Source organism: Thalassospira marina, from assembly GCF_002844375.1.
Classification (GTDB): Bacteria; Pseudomonadota; Alphaproteobacteria; order Rhodospirillales; family Thalassospiraceae; genus Thalassospira; species Thalassospira marina.
The window spans coordinates 2,741,359-2,758,136 of record NZ_CP024199.1; the positions used below are offsets into that span (position 1 = coordinate 2,741,359).

Sequence of the window (16,778 nt, forward strand, 5' to 3'; positions counted from 1 at the left end):
GTTCGGTCATGGGCAGAAACACCGCGCTCCCGTACGCCCATGCCCCAACATTACCGGCGCAAAACCGGCAATCCCCTGCCCGGCTTATATCCGCGTGCGGATCATGCGGCGCAGGCGCATCATCACATCATGGTTGCTGGCTTCCATCGCCCCCAATGCTTTCAGGGCTTCGGCATTGTTACCTGCGCGGTACTGACGCACAGCCTCGCGGGCATTTTCATGCACCCGGCGATGGGGTTCTTCCATGGCGGCAAAATCCGGCAGGCTGGCAAACTGTGCCTGCCCGGCAGCACCATAATACCATTGCCCCAGGCGACAATCGGTTTCTGGCGGAAAATCGGCTTCGGTCGCAGCCGAAAGGCCCATGAACACGCGATAAACCTCCAGCTTCAATTCCAGCTCTTCCAGATTGGCCAGCTCAATCTCGCTTAGCATTGCTGCCGTGGTCAGGGCACTGGCCGATTGTTCGGAAATTTCCACAACACGCCCCGTTCGCACCAAAAGCTGGCTGGCTTCGTCCTTTAAATGGTTGGCCGCACGCGAATTATCCTGCATGTCTTCGTCAGTGGTGCCGGCTGTCTTTTTGATCTGGCGAACAAGGGCACCAATATCGCTGGTAGCACTGGCCGCTTCACCAGCCAGGGTGCGCACTTCCGTCGCCACCACGGCAAAGCCCGCGCCAACCTCGCCTGCGCGGGCAGCTTCGATACTGGCGTTAAAGGCCAGCAGGCGTGTTTGGCGCGATACATTGTCAATCAGTGACAGAATGCTGCCAATGCGGTTGGCATCCCCATTCAGTTCCGAAATCCGGTGAGATGCCTGGCCGACCTTTGCGCTGATCGCGGCAATATCAGCAACCATGTCTTTTAACCCGGCCTGGCTGGCTTCGCTTTCGCGGCGGGAATCAATATTTGCGCGGCTATGGTCAATCAACAGGGACGACAGTTCAGCAAAGGATTCCCGCACCGACACCAGCGAATGCCCAAACCCATCAAGATTGCGAAACACCACGCGGTACAAGTCGCGTTCCTGTTCCAGCTCGGCAATGCGGGCGCGCAAACGTTCTTCCGTTTCCGGCGTGTGGCTGTCATCACCAATGCCGTTGTTGCTAGACCGTCCGTCTTTGACACCCGGCATTTCCACCCGCGCGTCAATCTGCCGCGGCACATTGCCCTGCCCGTCGCGAAAGGCCTGCAAATCGGTGATGGAGGCTTCCGATGTCATAACGGAACTGATTTGCGCAGGGCTATTCCCATCGCTTTTTTGTCCCAGCAACGCATGCATGTTCATCCCAAGCCTCCCCGCTATGGTTAAATCGACTTTCCGGCGATCTTCATCATGGCCGGAATGAAGCTTCAATAACATATATATTAAATACATGTTAAAGGTTAAATTGCATGGCTGCCCTGAACAACCACACAGGGCTGCAGGGTTTTGCCGTTTAACAGCAACAAAAACAGTTAAAGTGCCGGGGTGCCCAATGGCTCGTCCATGCCAATTCCCAGCATTTCGGCCATTCTCTGGCGGGGGCCAAGCAGGTCATCCAGGGTGTAATCGTCAAGCACGCCAAAAAATGCCTCGCGGGCTTTGTAAAGGGCGCCCTTCAGGCTACAGGCGGTGTCGATCTGGCAGCAACCGGCCCGTTCCGGGTCAAAGCATTCCACAACATGGCTGTCTTTTTCGGTTTCGCGCACAACGGCCCCAATATTGATTTCCTCCGGGGAACGGGCCAGCGTCATGCCACCACCCTTGCCCCGCACGGTTTTGACAATGCCGGTACGGGCCAGGTTATGAACGACCTTCATCAAATGATTGCGCGAAATGCCATAGGCCTTGGCAATTTCATCAATGGTCACCAGGCCATCCGTCCGCAACGCCAGATACAGCAATGTCCGCAGGGTATAGTCGCTAAAAACCGTCAACCGCATTGTCACACTTTCAATTCCACCGCCTTGTTCCGGCGATATGTTATTTATGCGGGCAATTTTATGCCGCCCGTTTAACGTCCCACCCTGAAAATATCCGAAATATGCATTCGGCGCCATATTTCCATCGCGCAGGTTTATTTGGCACCGCCGCTATAGGTCGCCCTGCGCCAAACATGTTGGCCAAATCACACTCAAAACACCCACTTTGGCAAAATCGGACACTTATATATATGCCATCAGCTGATATTGACGGCTGCGGGATACAAGACCAACCCCATCAACAGCAACCGGCACCAAACTGCCAGCGCCCCATATGAAACCAGTGACCGCTACTTATTGGCCGCCCGGAAAAAATCGATCACGGCACGCACGGCTGCGGGGGTTTGATGTTGCCGGGCGTAATACAGATACCAGCCAGGGAAATCCGGTGAATAATCCTCCAGCAGCGGCACAAGTTTGCCTGCATCGATCAGGGGCTGCATCCATTGTGATGACCAATAGGCAAAGGCAATGCCGGCCCCCTGTGCGGCGGCCTGCAGGGCGGTATCACGATGCGATACCGTCAGCGTGCCATTGACGGCCACGTTAAACCAGCGCCCGTCATCAAAAAATTCCCAGTTATAAATCTTGTTACTGCCCGGTTTACGCCAGTTAATGCAATTATGCGTCAGCAAATCCGCCGGGCTTTGCGGCGTACCGCACCGGGCAAGGTAATCAGGCGATGCCACGGCAAGCTGGCGTAAATCCGGCCCCATCTTCACCGCGATCATATCCTTTTCCAAAAGCTCGCCCAGTGTGATGCCAATATCAAACCCGTCGCCAACAATGTCGATCACGGCATCGTTAATTCCCAATTCCAGGTGAATATCCGGGAAGGCTTGGGCAAAAGCCCCCATATGCGGTTCGATCAACGATGCCAGGGCAAGGCGTGGCAACACCATGCGCACCGTACCCGAAACCGCACCCTGCAATTTGCGCACTTCGCCAAGGGCGGCTTCCATTTCCGAAAGGGCCGGACGAAAACGGTCAAACAGGCGCTGTCCCGCCTCGGTCACTGACATGCTGCGCGTGGTGCGAATAAGCAATTGCGCACCAATGCGTTCCTCGAACTGGCGGATCGTCTGGCTCAGGGTTGAGGGGGAAATACGCAGCCGCGCAGCCGCACGCGAGAAATTGCCTTCCTCGACAATGGCGACAAAGGCCCGCATATCGGAAAATTCACTTCCACGCATTATGCCAAAAAATCCAAATAGTCTTTTTCAATATTACACCATACACCAAACAATTGCTTTTCACTAGTCTGCGGCCATTCCCGATTGGCGCGGGCAACATTGTCCCGCGCCAACATTTGGCAACCTGAAAGGATCGCAAATGACGAACGCTTCCCCCAAAAAAACGTTCCTGATTACTGGTGTCAGCTCTGGTTTTGGCAAGGCATTTGCCACGGCTGCCCTGCAGGACGGCCACATTGTGATTGGCACCGTGCGCAACGAAACCGCCCAACAGGCATTTGCCGATATGGGCGAAAATGCCCATGCCATCCTGCTTGATGTCACCAAATTTGATGATATCGGCCCCGCGATTGACAAGGTGCAATCCGATATCGGCCCGATTGATGTGCTGGTGAATAATGCCGGTTACGGCCATGAAGGCATTCTGGAAGAAAGCCCGCTTGATGAACTGATCGCGCAATTTAACGCCAATGTTTTTGGCGCGGTTGCCATGATCAAGGCGGTATTGCCCACCATGCGCCTGCGCCGGTCCGGGCATATCATCAACATCACATCAATGGGTGGTTTCATCACCATGCCGGGAATTTCCTATTATTGCGGGTCGAAATTCGCACTTGAAGGCATTTCCGAAACGCTTGCCAGCGAAGTTGCCCATCTGGGCATTCATGTTACCGCCATTGCACCGGGGTCCTTCCGCACGGACTGGGCAGGCCGTTCCATGGTGCGCACGGATCGCAGCATCACCGATTATGACAGCCTGTTTGACCCCATTCGCGATGCCCGCAACCAGAAAAGCGGCCAGCAGGCCGGTGATCCGGCCAAGGCGGCACAGGCCCTTTTACATATCATCAACCAGCCCGAACCACCGGTTCACCTGCTGCTTGGCAGCGATGCGCTGGGTCTTGTCCGCACCAAACTGACCAATCTGGGCGATGAAATCAGCAAATGGGAAGATGTCACCACCAGCACCAGCTTTGATGCAGCCTGATTTCCAACAACGCTGACTGATCCCCTAAAGCCCTGCCAGATAAATGGCAGGGCGTATTCGTTTGCGCCTTTGATCACGGGCAAAGGCAAGCCGCACAGGCCTTCGTTAAACAAGCGGCGGCAGGTCTTCTTCAAGGATCATGATCTGCAGCGAATAGCTGACTTCGCCTTCGTCTTCATCACGGTGCAGAACGCCCAGAAATTCGTCGCCGATACGCATTTCAACCGGCTGGCCTTTGGCGCGCGGCGGGTCAATGGCAATGCGGTTGTTATCAAAGGTGCGACGCAGATAATTGGTTACCCGTGCAATTTCGGACGGTGTCATACTCAGCTTCCTTGTTTCAACTGTTGTCGTTGGTGCGCCCGGGTGGCACGACCATGGGCCGTTTACCTGCCCTTGTGGCGCAGAACGAAAAATTCCGTGCTTTTCCTTTCACAAACCGGGCAAACAAATCAAGCCCGTCGATTGCAAAACGATCAATTTTTTATTCTGTTCCCGGTGCGGTGCCCGTCATGGCACCAGCCCCGCTGTCAGAACATACTAACTATAACGGCTTTGCCCCCTGTGCGATACCCGCCTGAGGCAAAGTTGGTTGCAAAGAACGCCCCTTATGGTTAAGTCGAAAGAATGACCCAGCAAGCACAAACCCCATCTTCGGACCAGGACACATCACCGTCCCCGGCCCCAAACCCGGTATTATACAGCTTTCGCAGGTGCGCCTATGCCATGCGCGCCCGCATGGGGCTGGTTGCGGCTGGCATTGATGTTGAATTGCGCGAAGTTGTCCTGCGCGACAAACCATCTTCGATGTTACAGGCATCGCCAAAGGGCACCGTCCCCGTGCTGGTTTTAACAGACGGCACCGTGATTGACGAAAGCCTTGAAATCATGGTGTGGGCGCTGGCCGAAAATGACCCAAATGACTGGCTGAACCCGGAAGCGGGCAGTCTTGATGACATGCTGGTCATGATTGCGCAAAATGACGGGCCGTTTAAAACCCATCTGGACCGCTATAAATATGCCAGCCGTTATGAAGGTGCCGATCCCGACTTTCACCGGGAACAGGGCGAAAAAATCCTGAACCGGCTGGATGGCAGGCTTGCTGTTGGCAAATATTTATTCGGGTCGCGCCCGGCACTGGCCGATTTTGCCATTGCCCCCTTTATCCGCCAGTTTGCGCGCACCGATCAAGCCCGTTTTGATGCCCTGCCCTTTGTGCATTTGCATCGCTGGCTGCAAACCATGTTGCAAAGCCCGTTTTTTAGCGGCGTAATGACCAAATATGACCAGTGGCATGAAGGTGACAAACCGGTATTGTTACAGGCCGCCGACATAACCAGATCAGATATTCAACCGCAAGCAGGCTGGTAAAGCCCCAACGCCTGTGGTAGCAACGCCTGCATTGAACCATTCCACCTTCGGGGACCCGGACTGATGGCCGATTATGATGTCAAGCCGTTGATCACTGCTGAGGAAATTGCCGCGAAAATCGATACGCTGGCAGCCCAGATCAACGAGAATTTCAAAGATACCCAAAAACTGATCGTGGTCGGCCTGCTGCGCGGATCATTCGTGTTTATCGCCGATCTGGTACGTAAACTGACCGTACCGGTCGAAGTCGATTTCATGGTGGCGTCAAGCTATGGTGATTCGACCGAAAGCTCGCGCAATGTGCGCATCATCAAAGACCTTGATGGGCAGATTCGCGGCAAGGACGTGATGCTGGTCGAAGATATCATCGATACCGGCTATACCCTGTCCGAGGTTGTTCGCCTGTTGAAAACACGCGATCCCAACCGACTGGAAATCTGCACGCTGCTGAACAAGGCATCGCGCCGCGAAGTAGAAATTCCGATCGATTATTGCGGTTTTGACATTCCTGACGAATTTGTCGTCGGCTATGGCATCGATTACGCCCAGAACAATCGCAACCTGCCCTTTATCGGCACGGTGCATTTTCACGGCGAATAAGCCCGCACGCCATACCGGCCCATTCCAAGCGAATGAAGCGCCCTAAAATAAAACCGGCACAGCCAAGGCTGCCTGCCGGTTTTTTCATGCGTCAATCACATCGGATTTTGCCTTATCGGCCATTTTGCCCCGGATCACGCGGGAAAGGCTGTGATGCATCCATATCTGGCGCCCCTGCTGCGCTGTGCGGCTGCGGACCGACTGTGGCACTGTCGCGCAAATTGGCGCTGGCAGGATCTTCATGTTCTGCCGCGCGACGAAGTGCTGCTTCCTGGGCGGCTTCGGCGCGGGCAATGGCATCGGCCACCTGTTGCTGGCGTTCAAACGCGCCCAGCCCGTCCAAATCCTGCAATATGCGTTCAAAGCCCTGATGCATGGCGCGCTTATCGCCCTGCCCGGTAGCAAAACCGGCCTGGGCGGCATCAACCAGCAAATCCATGATGATATCATCTTCGGTGCGCGGGGTGCGGCGTTGCTGTGCTTCTTCTTCGCGTTCAAATGTCGGGCTTTTACCAAACCAGATGGCACATGCCACCAGCCCCAACACAATCAGCACAATGCCAATGGTCAGCGCGGAAATAAACGGCCCGAAATGGGCCGCAAGCCCCATGTAAATCGCGGCAAGAAGAAACCCGGCACCCACCAGGATCACCAGGCCAATCGCGGCGATGGCCGCGAGCCTTGCGGCTGCGGCCTGCGCCATGTCACCGATTGCCTCGATGAGCTGATCGATCATCGTTGCAGCAGACGGCCAATCAGCAGGCCGATACCAAAGGTTGCCGCAACCGTAGTCAACGGACGTTCACGCACCTGGCCAACCGCAACGTCACGTGCATGGTCAATATGTTCACGCGCCTGACCCGAAACTTCACGTACGCGCTGCGCTGCCTGCGCTGCGCGGGTTTCGCCAGCGTCGCGGGCCATGGTTTTCAGGGTCTTGGTCACTTCTGCCAGATCCTGACGAAGGATTTCGACCTCGGCCTGCAGCTTGGAAGTGTCAGTGCTCGTCTCGGCTTCATTCTTGGCCACCATTGGGACCTCCTGTATTGTTTTGAACCGTTGCCTCACACAACACACCTTAAACGCTGCGTCCCCCCTGCCTGTTCCTGTCCAAATGTGATGATTTAGTGGCACACCACGCGTACATAACCGTTAAAACGGCAAACCAACGTAATTTTCCGCCAGTGTGGTTTTCCCGGCATCCGATGATAAAACATAATCCAGTTCGGCCCGGCGCACCCGCCCATCAAAGCTGTCTTCATCGCCAAAGCGATGGAGCATCGATGTCATCCACCATGAAAAACGTTCAGCCTTCCATACCCGCGCAATCGCTTTTTGCGAATATTGCGCCAGCCCCTGTTCATCATTTTCACAAAACTTGGCAATCAGGGCTTCGGAAAGGTAATGCACGTCGCTCGCCGCAAGGTTCAGGCCCTTGGCCCCGGTGGGCGGCACAATATGGGCTGCATCCCCGGCCAGAAACAGCCGCCCGTGCGACATGGGTTCGGCGACAAAACTTCTAAGCGGCGCGATGCTTTTTTCAAAAACCTCGCCCTCATTGACCAGGCTGGCATCATCGGGGCCAAGGCGTGTGCGCAATTCATTCCAGAACCGGTCATCGGACCAGTCTTCGATTTTGTCTTCGCTAGGCACCTGCACGTAATGGCGCACCACCGTTTCGGACCGCATCGAACACAGGGCAAACCCGCGCGCATGGCTGGCATAAATCAGTTCGTCCGCCACAGGTTTAGCCTTTGCCAGCACACCTAACCAGCCAAAGGGATAAACACGTTCAAATGTTTTAAGGCGGTTTTCCGGCATCGTGCGCCGCCCCACCCCATGATAACCATCACAGGCTGCAATATAATCGCAGCTTAATTGATGTTCGGCCCCGTCTTTCACATATCGAACCGACGGCTTGTCGCTTTCAATACCCTGCAGGCTGACATCTTCGGCCTCGAAAACAATGTCGCCGCCATGGGCCAGTCTTGCGGCAATCAGGTCTTTGGTCAGTTCGGTCTGACCATAAATCATCACCGTTTGTCCGCCAGTCAGGGCCTTCATATTGATATGATGGCGTTTTCCATCCACGCTGATGTAAATGCCATCATGCAAAATGCCCTCGGCATTCATACGCTGGTCGACACCAATTTTGCGCATCAATCCAACTGTTCCCATTTCCAGCACACCGGCGCGAATGCGCCCTTCCACATGCTGGCGGCTTTTGCGTTCCAAAATGACCGACGCAATACCGCGAATATGCAGAAGATGGGATAACAGCAAACCGGACGGGCCACTGCCAATGATAACGACGGGAACATGCATGACGTTTTCCTGATGATCTTTTATCGCAAGCGGCCATGACCGCCTTTCTTATGATCACAGGATAAATCGCCACCCCACCGGGCTGAATGGACAAACCCGGAAAAGAACTGCACAAAACGAACATCTATAACCAAATGAATATGATGCTGTTTTGATTGCTTATAAAAGAAAACGGGCCGCATCAAACGGCCCGTCACATCCCGCTTTGCGGCGGGTTAAATCCGGCAAACCTGCTTAAAACTGGTGTTCACGATGCTCGAACACCCAGCTTTCGGTTAACAGGCGGTCGCCTTCTTTCAGGGCCGCACGCAAATTAACCGGGCCATTGCCATCGGGGAAAACATCAAAAACCAGTCGCCAGTAATCCTGGCCAACAACCCGCAGGCAATAGGCATTCTGGATGGCGGCATTGCTGGCCGATACATCCGGGCTGATCTTTTTGTCCTCGGTTTTGAAATTGGCAAGCTCGCCACCGGCAAAATCGATCGCATATTTAAGGCCCTTGTCCGGGCGTTTCTGCCCGGGCACACCGGCACGGCCGGTACGGCTGGCAATGGCATGACCAACATTGACCGCCCCAAACAGGCCGTCGGCCATCCAGTGCATGCGGTATTGATAGGCGCGTTCTTCCCCGGCAGGGACTTCCTCATCCGTCGTCCAATAGGCCACGATATTATCGTGGATTTCGTCGTCCGTCGGAATTTCCAAAAGCTGCACCATCCCCTTGTTCCAGTCGCCTTTGGGTTCGATCCACAAGGAAGGGCGACGGTCATAAAACACGCCGTCATCCTCGTAATTGGCAAAGCTGCGATCGCGCTGCATCAGGCCAAATCCCTTTGGCGACTGATCAACAAAGCTGCTGGTGCGCGTATGTTTGGGGTTATCAAGGGGCCGCCATAACCGTTCACCCGCGCCGGTCCAAATGGCAAGCCCGTCATTATCATGAATTTCCGGGCGCCAATCCACGGCTTCATCCCGGTTGATTTCCGAAAACCAGAACATGCTGGTCAACGGTGCAATTCCCAACCGGCGAATGGCCTGGCGGGTAAAGAACCGCACCGTAACATCCATAACAATGTCTTTGTCATTGGGCTTCTGGCAAACAATCTGCACCGCGCCCGTCAGGCTGGGGCCATCAAGCAGGGCATAAATATGCAACCCGCCATCATGAGTGGGTTCCAGCCAGAATTCGGTAAAGCGGGGAAATTCCTCGCTGCCATCTTCAAGGGCGGTATTAACCGCTACCGCGCGCGCCGAAAGGCCATACTGGTCCAGCGGCCCGGCCGACCGGAAATAGGACGCCCCCATAAAAGCCAGCCAGTCGCGCGAATGATCCTTGTCATAAAGGGCGCGAAAACCGCCCCAACCGGCATCGCCCGGAATATCCCCTGCCTGGATATCTCCCTTATAGGTAAAGGCGGATGGGTCATATTCCACTTCCTGCGCCTGCCCGTCTTCGACGGTATAAATGCGCACCTTTTCCTGTGTGCCCCGGTTCTGGTGGAAAGGTGCTATGGGCGGCACACCATCCTGGTTCCACCATAGGGACTTTTCCGTATCAAAACGGATCTGCTGATAGGCATCATAATCAACGCGCGACAGCACATTTTTCAGGGCATCGGAAACAACAGGCGGCTGATAGGGCTGTTTGGCCTGTTCGCGTGCCCAGCCAATAACGCCTTCAAATGAAAACGGCTTTTTTTCACCGCGCGGCAGGCTTTTGTCCCCGGCAGCAAAGGCGCGCGGCACCCCACCGGGGATCAAACCGGCAACCACCGCCGCACTGACATAACCCATAAATTTGCGCCGTCCCATATTCACGCCCATCAAGCGACCTTCACCTGCAAAATTCCGTTTCGTCATTCACTTATCATCAGGCAGGGCCAAATAACCCGGCCCGACCCGCCATTAATGCCCGCCCAATCCGGCAGCGCACCGGCATATGCCCCTAAAAAATGGCAATGACAGGGCCGGTTTTGGCACCGCAGCCCTGTTTTGCAAACGCGGTCCTGCGGCATCTGGTTCCGTAGCGTATCGTCTGGCTGTTAACCGGTTCACGCTGCGCCATGCACATATGCCAATTTAACAACCAGTTTTAACCTTAAACAAAAATGTGCATAAAATTTAATCTTTGCCCTGTCGCCCAATTGCGCCCGGTGTGTTAAGCTTTGCTTCTGGCGTCAACAACATACTGTTTTCACAACCTTTTGCGAGATATATGCAACATCTGACCGGACTTGTCGTTTTTACCGACCTGGATGGCACCCTTCTGGATCATGACGATTATTCCTGGGAGGCCGCCCGCCCCGCACTTGTGCGGCTGCATGAAAACGACATTCCCGTATTGGCAATATCCTCCAAAACCCTGGCCGAATTGCGCGCCATAAATAACCGGCACCATCTGTTTGCTGGGTTAATTGGTGAAAATGGCGGCGCCATTGAAATTGGCAGCGACCTGCGCCAGCCCGGCCCCGCCACCCAAACCATCGATGATGCGCGCGCAGCCATTGCCAGGGCTGTTTCCATCCCGGTTGCCAGTTTTCGCACCAGCAACGCCGATGCCATTGCAACCGCCACCGGCCTGGCAAAAACCGACGCAGCCCTTGCCGGTGATCGTAATTGTTCGGACCCGTTAATATGGCAGCCAAGCAGCGATGACATTGCCATTGCCGAAAAAATCGCCCGTGATTTTGGCTTGAAACTGGTGAAAGGCGGCCGGTTTTACACACTGTGCGGCGAAACCGACAAAGGCCGCGCCATGCAAACCGCCATTTCCATGTTGCAGGAACAGCAAAAACTGCCTGCCAAGCGTTCAGAAATTACCAGCATCGCCCTTGGCGATTCCCCCAACGATGCCGGAATGCTGGCCCATGCCGACATTGCGGTTCAAATCCCGGTCAAACACGGACCAGTTCCCCAACTTGACCTGGGCGGAAAAACAGCCCGCCTGGCCCCGGCACCGGGACCACAAGGCTGGAACCAGTCACTTCACGCGATACTCGACGAATTGTCGCAAACGCCAACAGCAATAACAAAAGCGAGGTAAAAATGGCCGATTTTCATCAGGGTGGCCCGATTACAACCCTTCATTCCATCATTGATCGTGACCCGGAAGAACTCGCTTATGAAATGACGGCATTTGCCCGATCCCGCCGTCAGACCCTTATTTTGCCGTGCCTGTATTCCGAACTGGAAACACCGGCCATGACCACCATTCTCGAAGGGTTGAAAAAGGCCACATATCTTGACCAGATCGTGGTGGGCCTGGACCGGGCCAATGAAACCCAATACGCCTATGCCCGTGAATTTTTCAAAGACCTGCCGCAACGCACCCGCATCCTCTGGAATGATGGCCCGCGCCTGCGCGCCGTTCATGACCGGCTGGCAAATTACGACCTTGCCCGTTACGAACCCGGCAAGGGCCGCAATGTATGGTATTGCATGGGTTATACACTGGCAACCGGGCGCAGTTCGGTTATTGGTATTCATGATTGCGATATTGCCACCTATACGCCCGACCTGCCGGCACGCCTGATGTACCCTATCGCCAACCCGGCCTTTAATTTCGCCTTTGCCAAGGGTTATTATGCCCGTGTGGCGGGCGGCACGCTGAAGGGCCGTGTTTGCCGCCTGTTTGTCACCCCGCTTATTCGCGCGTTAAAGCAGGTGGTCGGCAAAACCGACTTTTTGAATTATCTGGATTGTTTCCGCTATTCGTTATCGGGCGAAATTGCCATTCGCACCGATGTTGCCTATGGCCTGCGTGTGGCGTCCGACTGGGGGCTGGAAGTTTCGATGCTCTCGGAAATGTATCGTAACCACACCGTCCACCGGCTGGCCCAGGTCGATATCGCCGATATTTACGACCATAAACACCGCGAATTTGACCCTGCCGAAAAGGATGATGGCCTGTCACGCATGGCAAGCGACATTGCCAAATCGCTGTTTCGCAAGCTTGCCACCCAGGGCACGGTTTTCTCGCACGAAACTTTCCGCACGCTAAAAGCCACCTATTACCGCACCGCACTTGACCTGATCGAACAATACCGCGCCGATGCCCTGTTTAACGGCCTTAAAATCAACCGCGACGAAGAAGAAAAATGTGTCGAGGTTCTGGCCGAGGTCATCATCAGTGCCGGACAGCATTACCTGGATAACCCGCTTGAAAGCCCGTTCATCCCAAGCTGGCAGCGCGTCGAAAGTGCGATGGATGACATTTTCGAGCAGCTTTCCGCCGCCGTCGAAGATGACCTGAATGACAGCGACATTGGCAAATCTGCCTGATTGCCAACGACACCAAACTGCCAAAACAACAAGGCCGGGCAAATCACTGCCCGGCCTTTATCATTCGCAACAAGCAGCATAAAACCACGCGATCTTGATGCCGGTTAGCTTTGCGGCACAAAGAAGCTGCGCATATGCGCCATATAGGCCGCTTCGCCCTTATGAAGGCGGGCATCAACAAAACCGCGCGCATCATCGCCAACGTAATATCGCAGCTGGCTGGAACCATCTGTTGCGGCCTGCGCGATAAAACCAGCAACATAATCCGCATCCATCAGACGGCCACCGCCCATTTTGCCAAACAGGGCGGTCATTTGCTGCTGAAAATCGTGATAATCATCCAAGCCTGCACCTTGCGCAAATTCCTGGGCGGACCGGTCATGGAACGATGTTTCCGCAACCCCACCATGGGGAATAACCAGTTTCACGCCAATGCCCTGCGATGCCAGCTCATAGGAAACGGCTTCGCTAAATCCTTCCAGGGCAAATTTGCTGGCGCAATAGGCCGAAATCATCGGCAGGCCAAAAACACCCGCCCCCGAACTGACATTGATCACCAAGCCGCTTTTACGCGCACGAAAATTCGGCAACGCTGCGCGCATCACATCCATCACACCAAACAGATTTACCTGAAACTGTGTTTCGATCTGGTCCGTGCTTAATCCTTCAAACAGGCCATATTGGCCAAAACCTGCATTATTCACCAGCACGTCAAGCTGGCCGAATTTGGCGATACCGGCCTCAATGGCGGCGTCAATACTGGCCTTATCCTGCACATCCAGCCTTGTTACCAGCACATTGGCAAGGTTGCCCAGTTCGCTTTCCTTTTCGGGGTTGCGCATGGTGGCAACCACATTCCAGCCCAGTGCGGCAAAACGTTTCACACTGGCCCGGCCAATGCCCGACGACGTTCCGGTAATCAGAATGGTTTTCTGGCTCATTTTCAGGCTCCAACCCGTTATGCATTTAACAGGCCCTGAAAATAGGAAGGTTTTATTATCCCAATAAGCGCGATATTCTTGCACAAAGTAATGCAGGAAATCGAACAATGAACAAAGGTGGCCTACTGGAACTGCACGGGGTTGTTGCCGTTGCCGCGCACCGCAATTTTCGCGCGGCGGCGGCCGAACTTGGCCTGTCGCCATCAGCACTTAGCCACGCGATTTCCAGCCTGGAACAACGCCTTGGCGTGCGCCTGTTTAACCGCACCACGCGCAGTGTTTCCCTTACCGAAGCAGGCAGCGAATTTGTCGAACGTATCAGCCCTGCACTGGGCGATATTTCCGATGCGATGGAAATTGCCAATAAATTTCGCCAAAAACCACGCGGCACCTTACGCCTGAATACATCCGAAGGCTCCGCCCGCCTGTTTTTAATGCCGGTGGTTGCGCGCTACATTACCCAATATCCCGATATGCATGTTGATATCGTTACCGACGGCAAACTGGTTGATATTGTTGCCGGTGGTTTTGATGCCGGTATTCGCCTGCTTGAAACCGTCCCGCAGGATATGATTGCCATTCCCTGTGGCCCACCCGAACAGTTCGTGATTGTGGCTTCACCCGGCTATTTGCAAAATTGCGGCAAACCGGTCCCGCAAAACCCGGCGGATCTTGCTGCCCATGCCTGCCTGCGGCTGCGCCTGCCCAGCGGTAAAATCTATCGCTGGGAATTTGAAAAACGCGATCAGCAAATTGAAATCGATGTTTCCGGCCCCATCACGCTTGATAGTTCAAACATGATCGTCGAGGCGGCCATTGCGGGTTGCGGCATTGCCTATGTCACCCGCCATCAGGCCAGCCCGCATCTTAAAACCGGCGAACTGGTTCAACTTATGCCGGACTGGACACCACCCTTTCCCGGCCTGCACCTGTATTATCCCGGCCATCGCCACGTTCCGGCAGGTTTACGGGCCTTTATTGATGTTTTAAAAGCCAGCATCACCACCAAACCCGACAGCCCAGCACCTTATACCGGCATTGCGTCACGGTAACGCTGCAACAACCGGCTTTCCGTACGGTGACGACCATCTAGGTTGGAAATCCAGACAATCTGATAGGGTGCCAGCGTCATGATGCCATCATAATCAGGTATCACTTTACCCGAAATCAGGTCCTGCCAGCCTTCATTCATGATCAGGTTGATGCGCGACAGGTCAAGGTCCTGCGCTTCGCCCGTCAGGTTGAACACGCAAAAAATGCTTTGATCGTTCAAATGGCTTTGCCGCCAAACACCCAGCAGTTCCGACCCCAAATTAAGGGTATATTGGGTGGCATTGGGGTGAAAGGCCGGCTGCCCCTGACGAATGGACATCAGCGCGCGCAACTGCCCGAATGCCTGCTGCGGTAGGCCGGGCGTTTCAAGCACGGCCTCGGCCTCGTCCAATTGCCAGATTTTGCGGTTCAGGCGGCGCGGAATGCCGGTTTGCTGATAACCGTTCTGGTCATTTTCCGAGGCAAAAATGGACTGCACATAAATCGCCGGAATCCCTTCGAGCGACATGGCAATGGCCTGCGACATGACAAAACGTTCCAGCCCGAACATGCGTTCACCGGCAAAACTTTCGGCCAGCATGCTAAACAGCGTCACATTCAGCTCGTAAGGGCGCTGGCCACCGCCTGCCACCGAACGATAGCTGACTTCGCCACCCATTTTGCGGGCATGTTCGGTCATTTGCAGGATATCATCATCAGGCACAATATTTTCGGCCGGGCGCAACCCAATGCCGTCATGGCTGGCGGTAAAGTTGAAAAAGGTGCACCCGGCCGGGGCTGGCGGCATCGCCATAATGCATTTGCGGATATAATCCGACCGACCGCTTAGCAACGCATGCAAAATCACCGGTGGCAGCGAGAAATTATAAATCAGGTGGCCTTCATCCTGCTGGCCGAAATAGGACAGGTTTTCAACCATCGGCAGGTTGGTTTCGGTGATAAATACCAGATCAGGCGCCACCGCATTGGCCGCTAGGCGCAACGCCTTGATAATCTTGTGTGTCTGATCAGCATTGATCGACGGGGTTCCGGCCTCTTTCCAGATAAAGCCAATCGCATCAAGGCGAATAACGGTGACGCCGTGGCTGACATAATCCAGCACGATTTTCAGAATTTCGAAAAACACATCCGGGTTGCCATAATCCAGATCGACCTGGTCATAACTGAATGTGCACCAGACATTTTTGGGGCCAAGGGCCGTTTCAACCTTATTTAACAACGGATGGCTGCGCGGCCGCACCACCTGCGAAATATCGTCGCCGTCATTGGCGGTTTTAATATAGCCAACACCGGGTTCCTGCCCGGCCAAAAACTGCGCAAACCATTCATGCGATGCCGAAATATGGTTTGCCACCAGATCGGCCATCACCTTGGCATGTTTGGAAAGGTCTTCGACATCGTCCCAGGTGCCCAGTTCCGGGCGCAGCGTGGTGAAATCGGAAACGGAAAAACCATCATCGGACGTAAACGGGTGAAACGGCAAAATATGAATGCCCGGCAGCCAGTCCTTCAGCCATTTCTGGTGAAAATCGCGCAGGGATTTCAAACCCTGATAGCCATTGCGCGAAATGCTGTCGCCATAGGTGATCAAAAAGGCATCGCGCTGGTCCCATTTGCGCAAGGTTTCCTCGGCTGGTTCGGGGCCGTCGCCTTCAAGTGGCAGGTCCAGTTCCTCGAACACACGGCGCACCAGCAATGCCGGATCATGCTGTGGATACACATCGGCCAGCAAATTTCGCATTGCACTTGCAAAAGCGATCCGTCCAGACGTGCCAACAACCCGGTCCATTCGACCTCCTCAAAACAGGCGATACAATCAATTGAAACCAATCAAATAATTTTTCTGCCTATGATGCAAGCAGGGATTTGGCGCTGCCCGGCAAACAGGCACGGCAAGCCTTCTCCTTTGCCTGCATCATAGCGCCGGCAGGATCATCAACCGCAAACCGCATCCAATGCGACCTGCCATTTCATTCCTGCCGGAACGCTATTTATAACGCACAATCAGGCACATCGGGTTCATGAAGCCGACTTTTTTGTGGCGCGTGCCCCGGCC

16 protein-coding genes are annotated in these 16,778 nt (G+C 54.6%); 6 read left to right on the plus strand and 10 right to left on the minus strand.

From position 1 onward, the window contains the following. Positions 1-84: 84 nt before the first annotated feature. From CSC3H3_RS12485 to CSC3H3_RS12495, 3 genes are all read right to left on the minus strand, one after another. Complete coding sequence (locus CSC3H3_RS12485) at positions 85-1,290, minus strand: methyl-accepting chemotaxis protein (protein ID WP_172963422.1); 1,206 nt, start codon at positions 1,288-1,290, stop codon at positions 85-87. 170 nt (positions 1,291-1,460) lie between these two features. Then, positions 1,461-1,928: an RrF2 family transcriptional regulator gene (locus CSC3H3_RS12490; RefSeq protein ID WP_101286225.1), complete on the minus strand. Its 468-nt coding sequence runs from the start codon at positions 1,926-1,928 to the stop codon at positions 1,461-1,463. 329 nt (positions 1,929-2,257) lie between these two features. Further along, positions 2,258-3,160, minus strand: a complete 903-nt coding sequence (locus tag CSC3H3_RS12495) for a LysR family transcriptional regulator (RefSeq protein WP_101285022.1) — start codon at positions 3,158-3,160, stop codon at positions 2,258-2,260. 139 nt (positions 3,161-3,299) lie between these two features. Here CSC3H3_RS12495 and CSC3H3_RS12500 point away from each other — a divergent pair, with 139 nt between their 5' ends. Then, complete coding sequence (locus CSC3H3_RS12500) at positions 3,300-4,148, plus strand: oxidoreductase (protein WP_101285023.1); 849 nt, start codon at positions 3,300-3,302, stop codon at positions 4,146-4,148. Positions 4,149-4,253: 105 nt separating this feature from the next. Here the strand turns inward: CSC3H3_RS12500 and CSC3H3_RS12505 are convergent, their stop codons facing one another. Continuing rightward, on the minus strand, positions 4,254-4,472 hold the full coding sequence (locus CSC3H3_RS12505; RefSeq protein ID WP_101285024.1) for a DUF3126 family protein: 219 nt from the start codon (positions 4,470-4,472) through the stop codon (positions 4,254-4,256). A 303-nt stretch (positions 4,473-4,775) separates the two neighbouring features. On the opposite strand from CSC3H3_RS12505, the gene CSC3H3_RS12515 reads away from it, so the two are divergent. Both CSC3H3_RS12515 and hpt read left to right on the plus strand, forming a co-directional pair. Beyond that, complete coding sequence (locus CSC3H3_RS12515) at positions 4,776-5,519, plus strand: glutathione S-transferase (RefSeq protein WP_101285026.1); 744 nt, start codon at positions 4,776-4,778, stop codon at positions 5,517-5,519. A gap of 63 nt (positions 5,520-5,582) precedes the next feature. Continuing rightward, complete coding sequence (gene hpt, locus CSC3H3_RS12520; protein ID WP_101264609.1) at positions 5,583-6,119, plus strand: hypoxanthine phosphoribosyltransferase; 537 nt, start codon at positions 5,583-5,585, stop codon at positions 6,117-6,119. Positions 6,120-6,231: 112 nt separating this feature from the next. Here the strand turns inward: hpt and CSC3H3_RS12525 are convergent, their stop codons facing one another. The 4 genes from CSC3H3_RS12525 to CSC3H3_RS12540 form a co-directional block, all read right to left on the minus strand. Next, entirely contained in the window at positions 6,232-6,855 is a 624-nt protein-coding gene (locus tag CSC3H3_RS12525; protein WP_101285027.1) for a phage holin family protein, read from the minus strand. Continuing rightward, complete coding sequence (locus tag CSC3H3_RS12530; protein ID WP_101264611.1) at positions 6,852-7,151, minus strand: ElaB/YgaM/YqjD family protein; 300 nt, start codon at positions 7,149-7,151, stop codon at positions 6,852-6,854. The genes CSC3H3_RS12525 and CSC3H3_RS12530 overlap by 4 nt, the downstream gene beginning before the upstream one ends. Positions 7,152-7,271: 120 nt before the next feature. Further along, a complete protein-coding gene (gene pobA, locus CSC3H3_RS12535; protein ID WP_101285028.1) occupies positions 7,272-8,444 on the minus strand; it encodes a 4-hydroxybenzoate 3-monooxygenase in 1,173 nt (390 codons plus the stop codon). A 234-nt stretch (positions 8,445-8,678) separates the two neighbouring features. Then, positions 8,679-10,307 carry an OpgD/OpgG family glucan biosynthesis protein gene (locus tag CSC3H3_RS12540; RefSeq protein ID WP_101285029.1) on the minus strand — a complete coding sequence of 543 codons (1,629 nt, stop codon included), beginning with the start codon at positions 10,305-10,307 and terminating at the stop codon, positions 8,679-8,681. Positions 10,308-10,662: 355 nt separating this feature from the next. On the opposite strand from CSC3H3_RS12540, the gene CSC3H3_RS12545 reads away from it, so the two are divergent. Further along, positions 10,663-11,490 carry an HAD-IIB family hydrolase gene (locus tag CSC3H3_RS12545; RefSeq protein WP_245881107.1) on the plus strand — a complete coding sequence of 276 codons (828 nt, stop codon included), beginning with the start codon at positions 10,663-10,665 and terminating at the stop codon, positions 11,488-11,490. Between the two features lie 2 nt (positions 11,491-11,492). Beyond that, the gene (locus tag CSC3H3_RS12550) at positions 11,493-12,728 is read left to right on the plus strand and encodes a glycosyltransferase family protein (RefSeq protein WP_101264694.1); all 1,236 of its coding nucleotides are present in this window, start codon (positions 11,493-11,495) and stop codon (positions 12,726-12,728) included. 104 nt (positions 12,729-12,832) lie between these two features. Here the strand turns inward: CSC3H3_RS12550 and CSC3H3_RS12555 are convergent, their stop codons facing one another. Beyond that, positions 12,833-13,669, minus strand: a complete 837-nt coding sequence (locus CSC3H3_RS12555; RefSeq protein WP_101285030.1) for an SDR family oxidoreductase — start codon at positions 13,667-13,669, stop codon at positions 12,833-12,835. A 107-nt stretch (positions 13,670-13,776) separates the two neighbouring features. On the opposite strand from CSC3H3_RS12555, the gene CSC3H3_RS12560 reads away from it, so the two are divergent. Beyond that, on the plus strand, positions 13,777-14,721 hold the full coding sequence (locus CSC3H3_RS12560) for a LysR family transcriptional regulator (protein ID WP_101285031.1): 945 nt from the start codon (positions 13,777-13,779) through the stop codon (positions 14,719-14,721). On the opposite strand, the gene CSC3H3_RS12565 is transcribed toward CSC3H3_RS12560, so the two are convergent. Next, positions 14,697-16,511 (minus strand): alpha-amylase family glycosyl hydrolase, encoded by a 1,815-nt coding sequence (locus tag CSC3H3_RS12565; RefSeq protein WP_101285032.1) that lies wholly within the window; start codon positions 16,509-16,511, stop codon positions 14,697-14,699. The genes CSC3H3_RS12560 and CSC3H3_RS12565 overlap by 25 nt on opposite strands. Between the last annotated feature and the right edge of the window lie 267 nt (positions 16,512-16,778).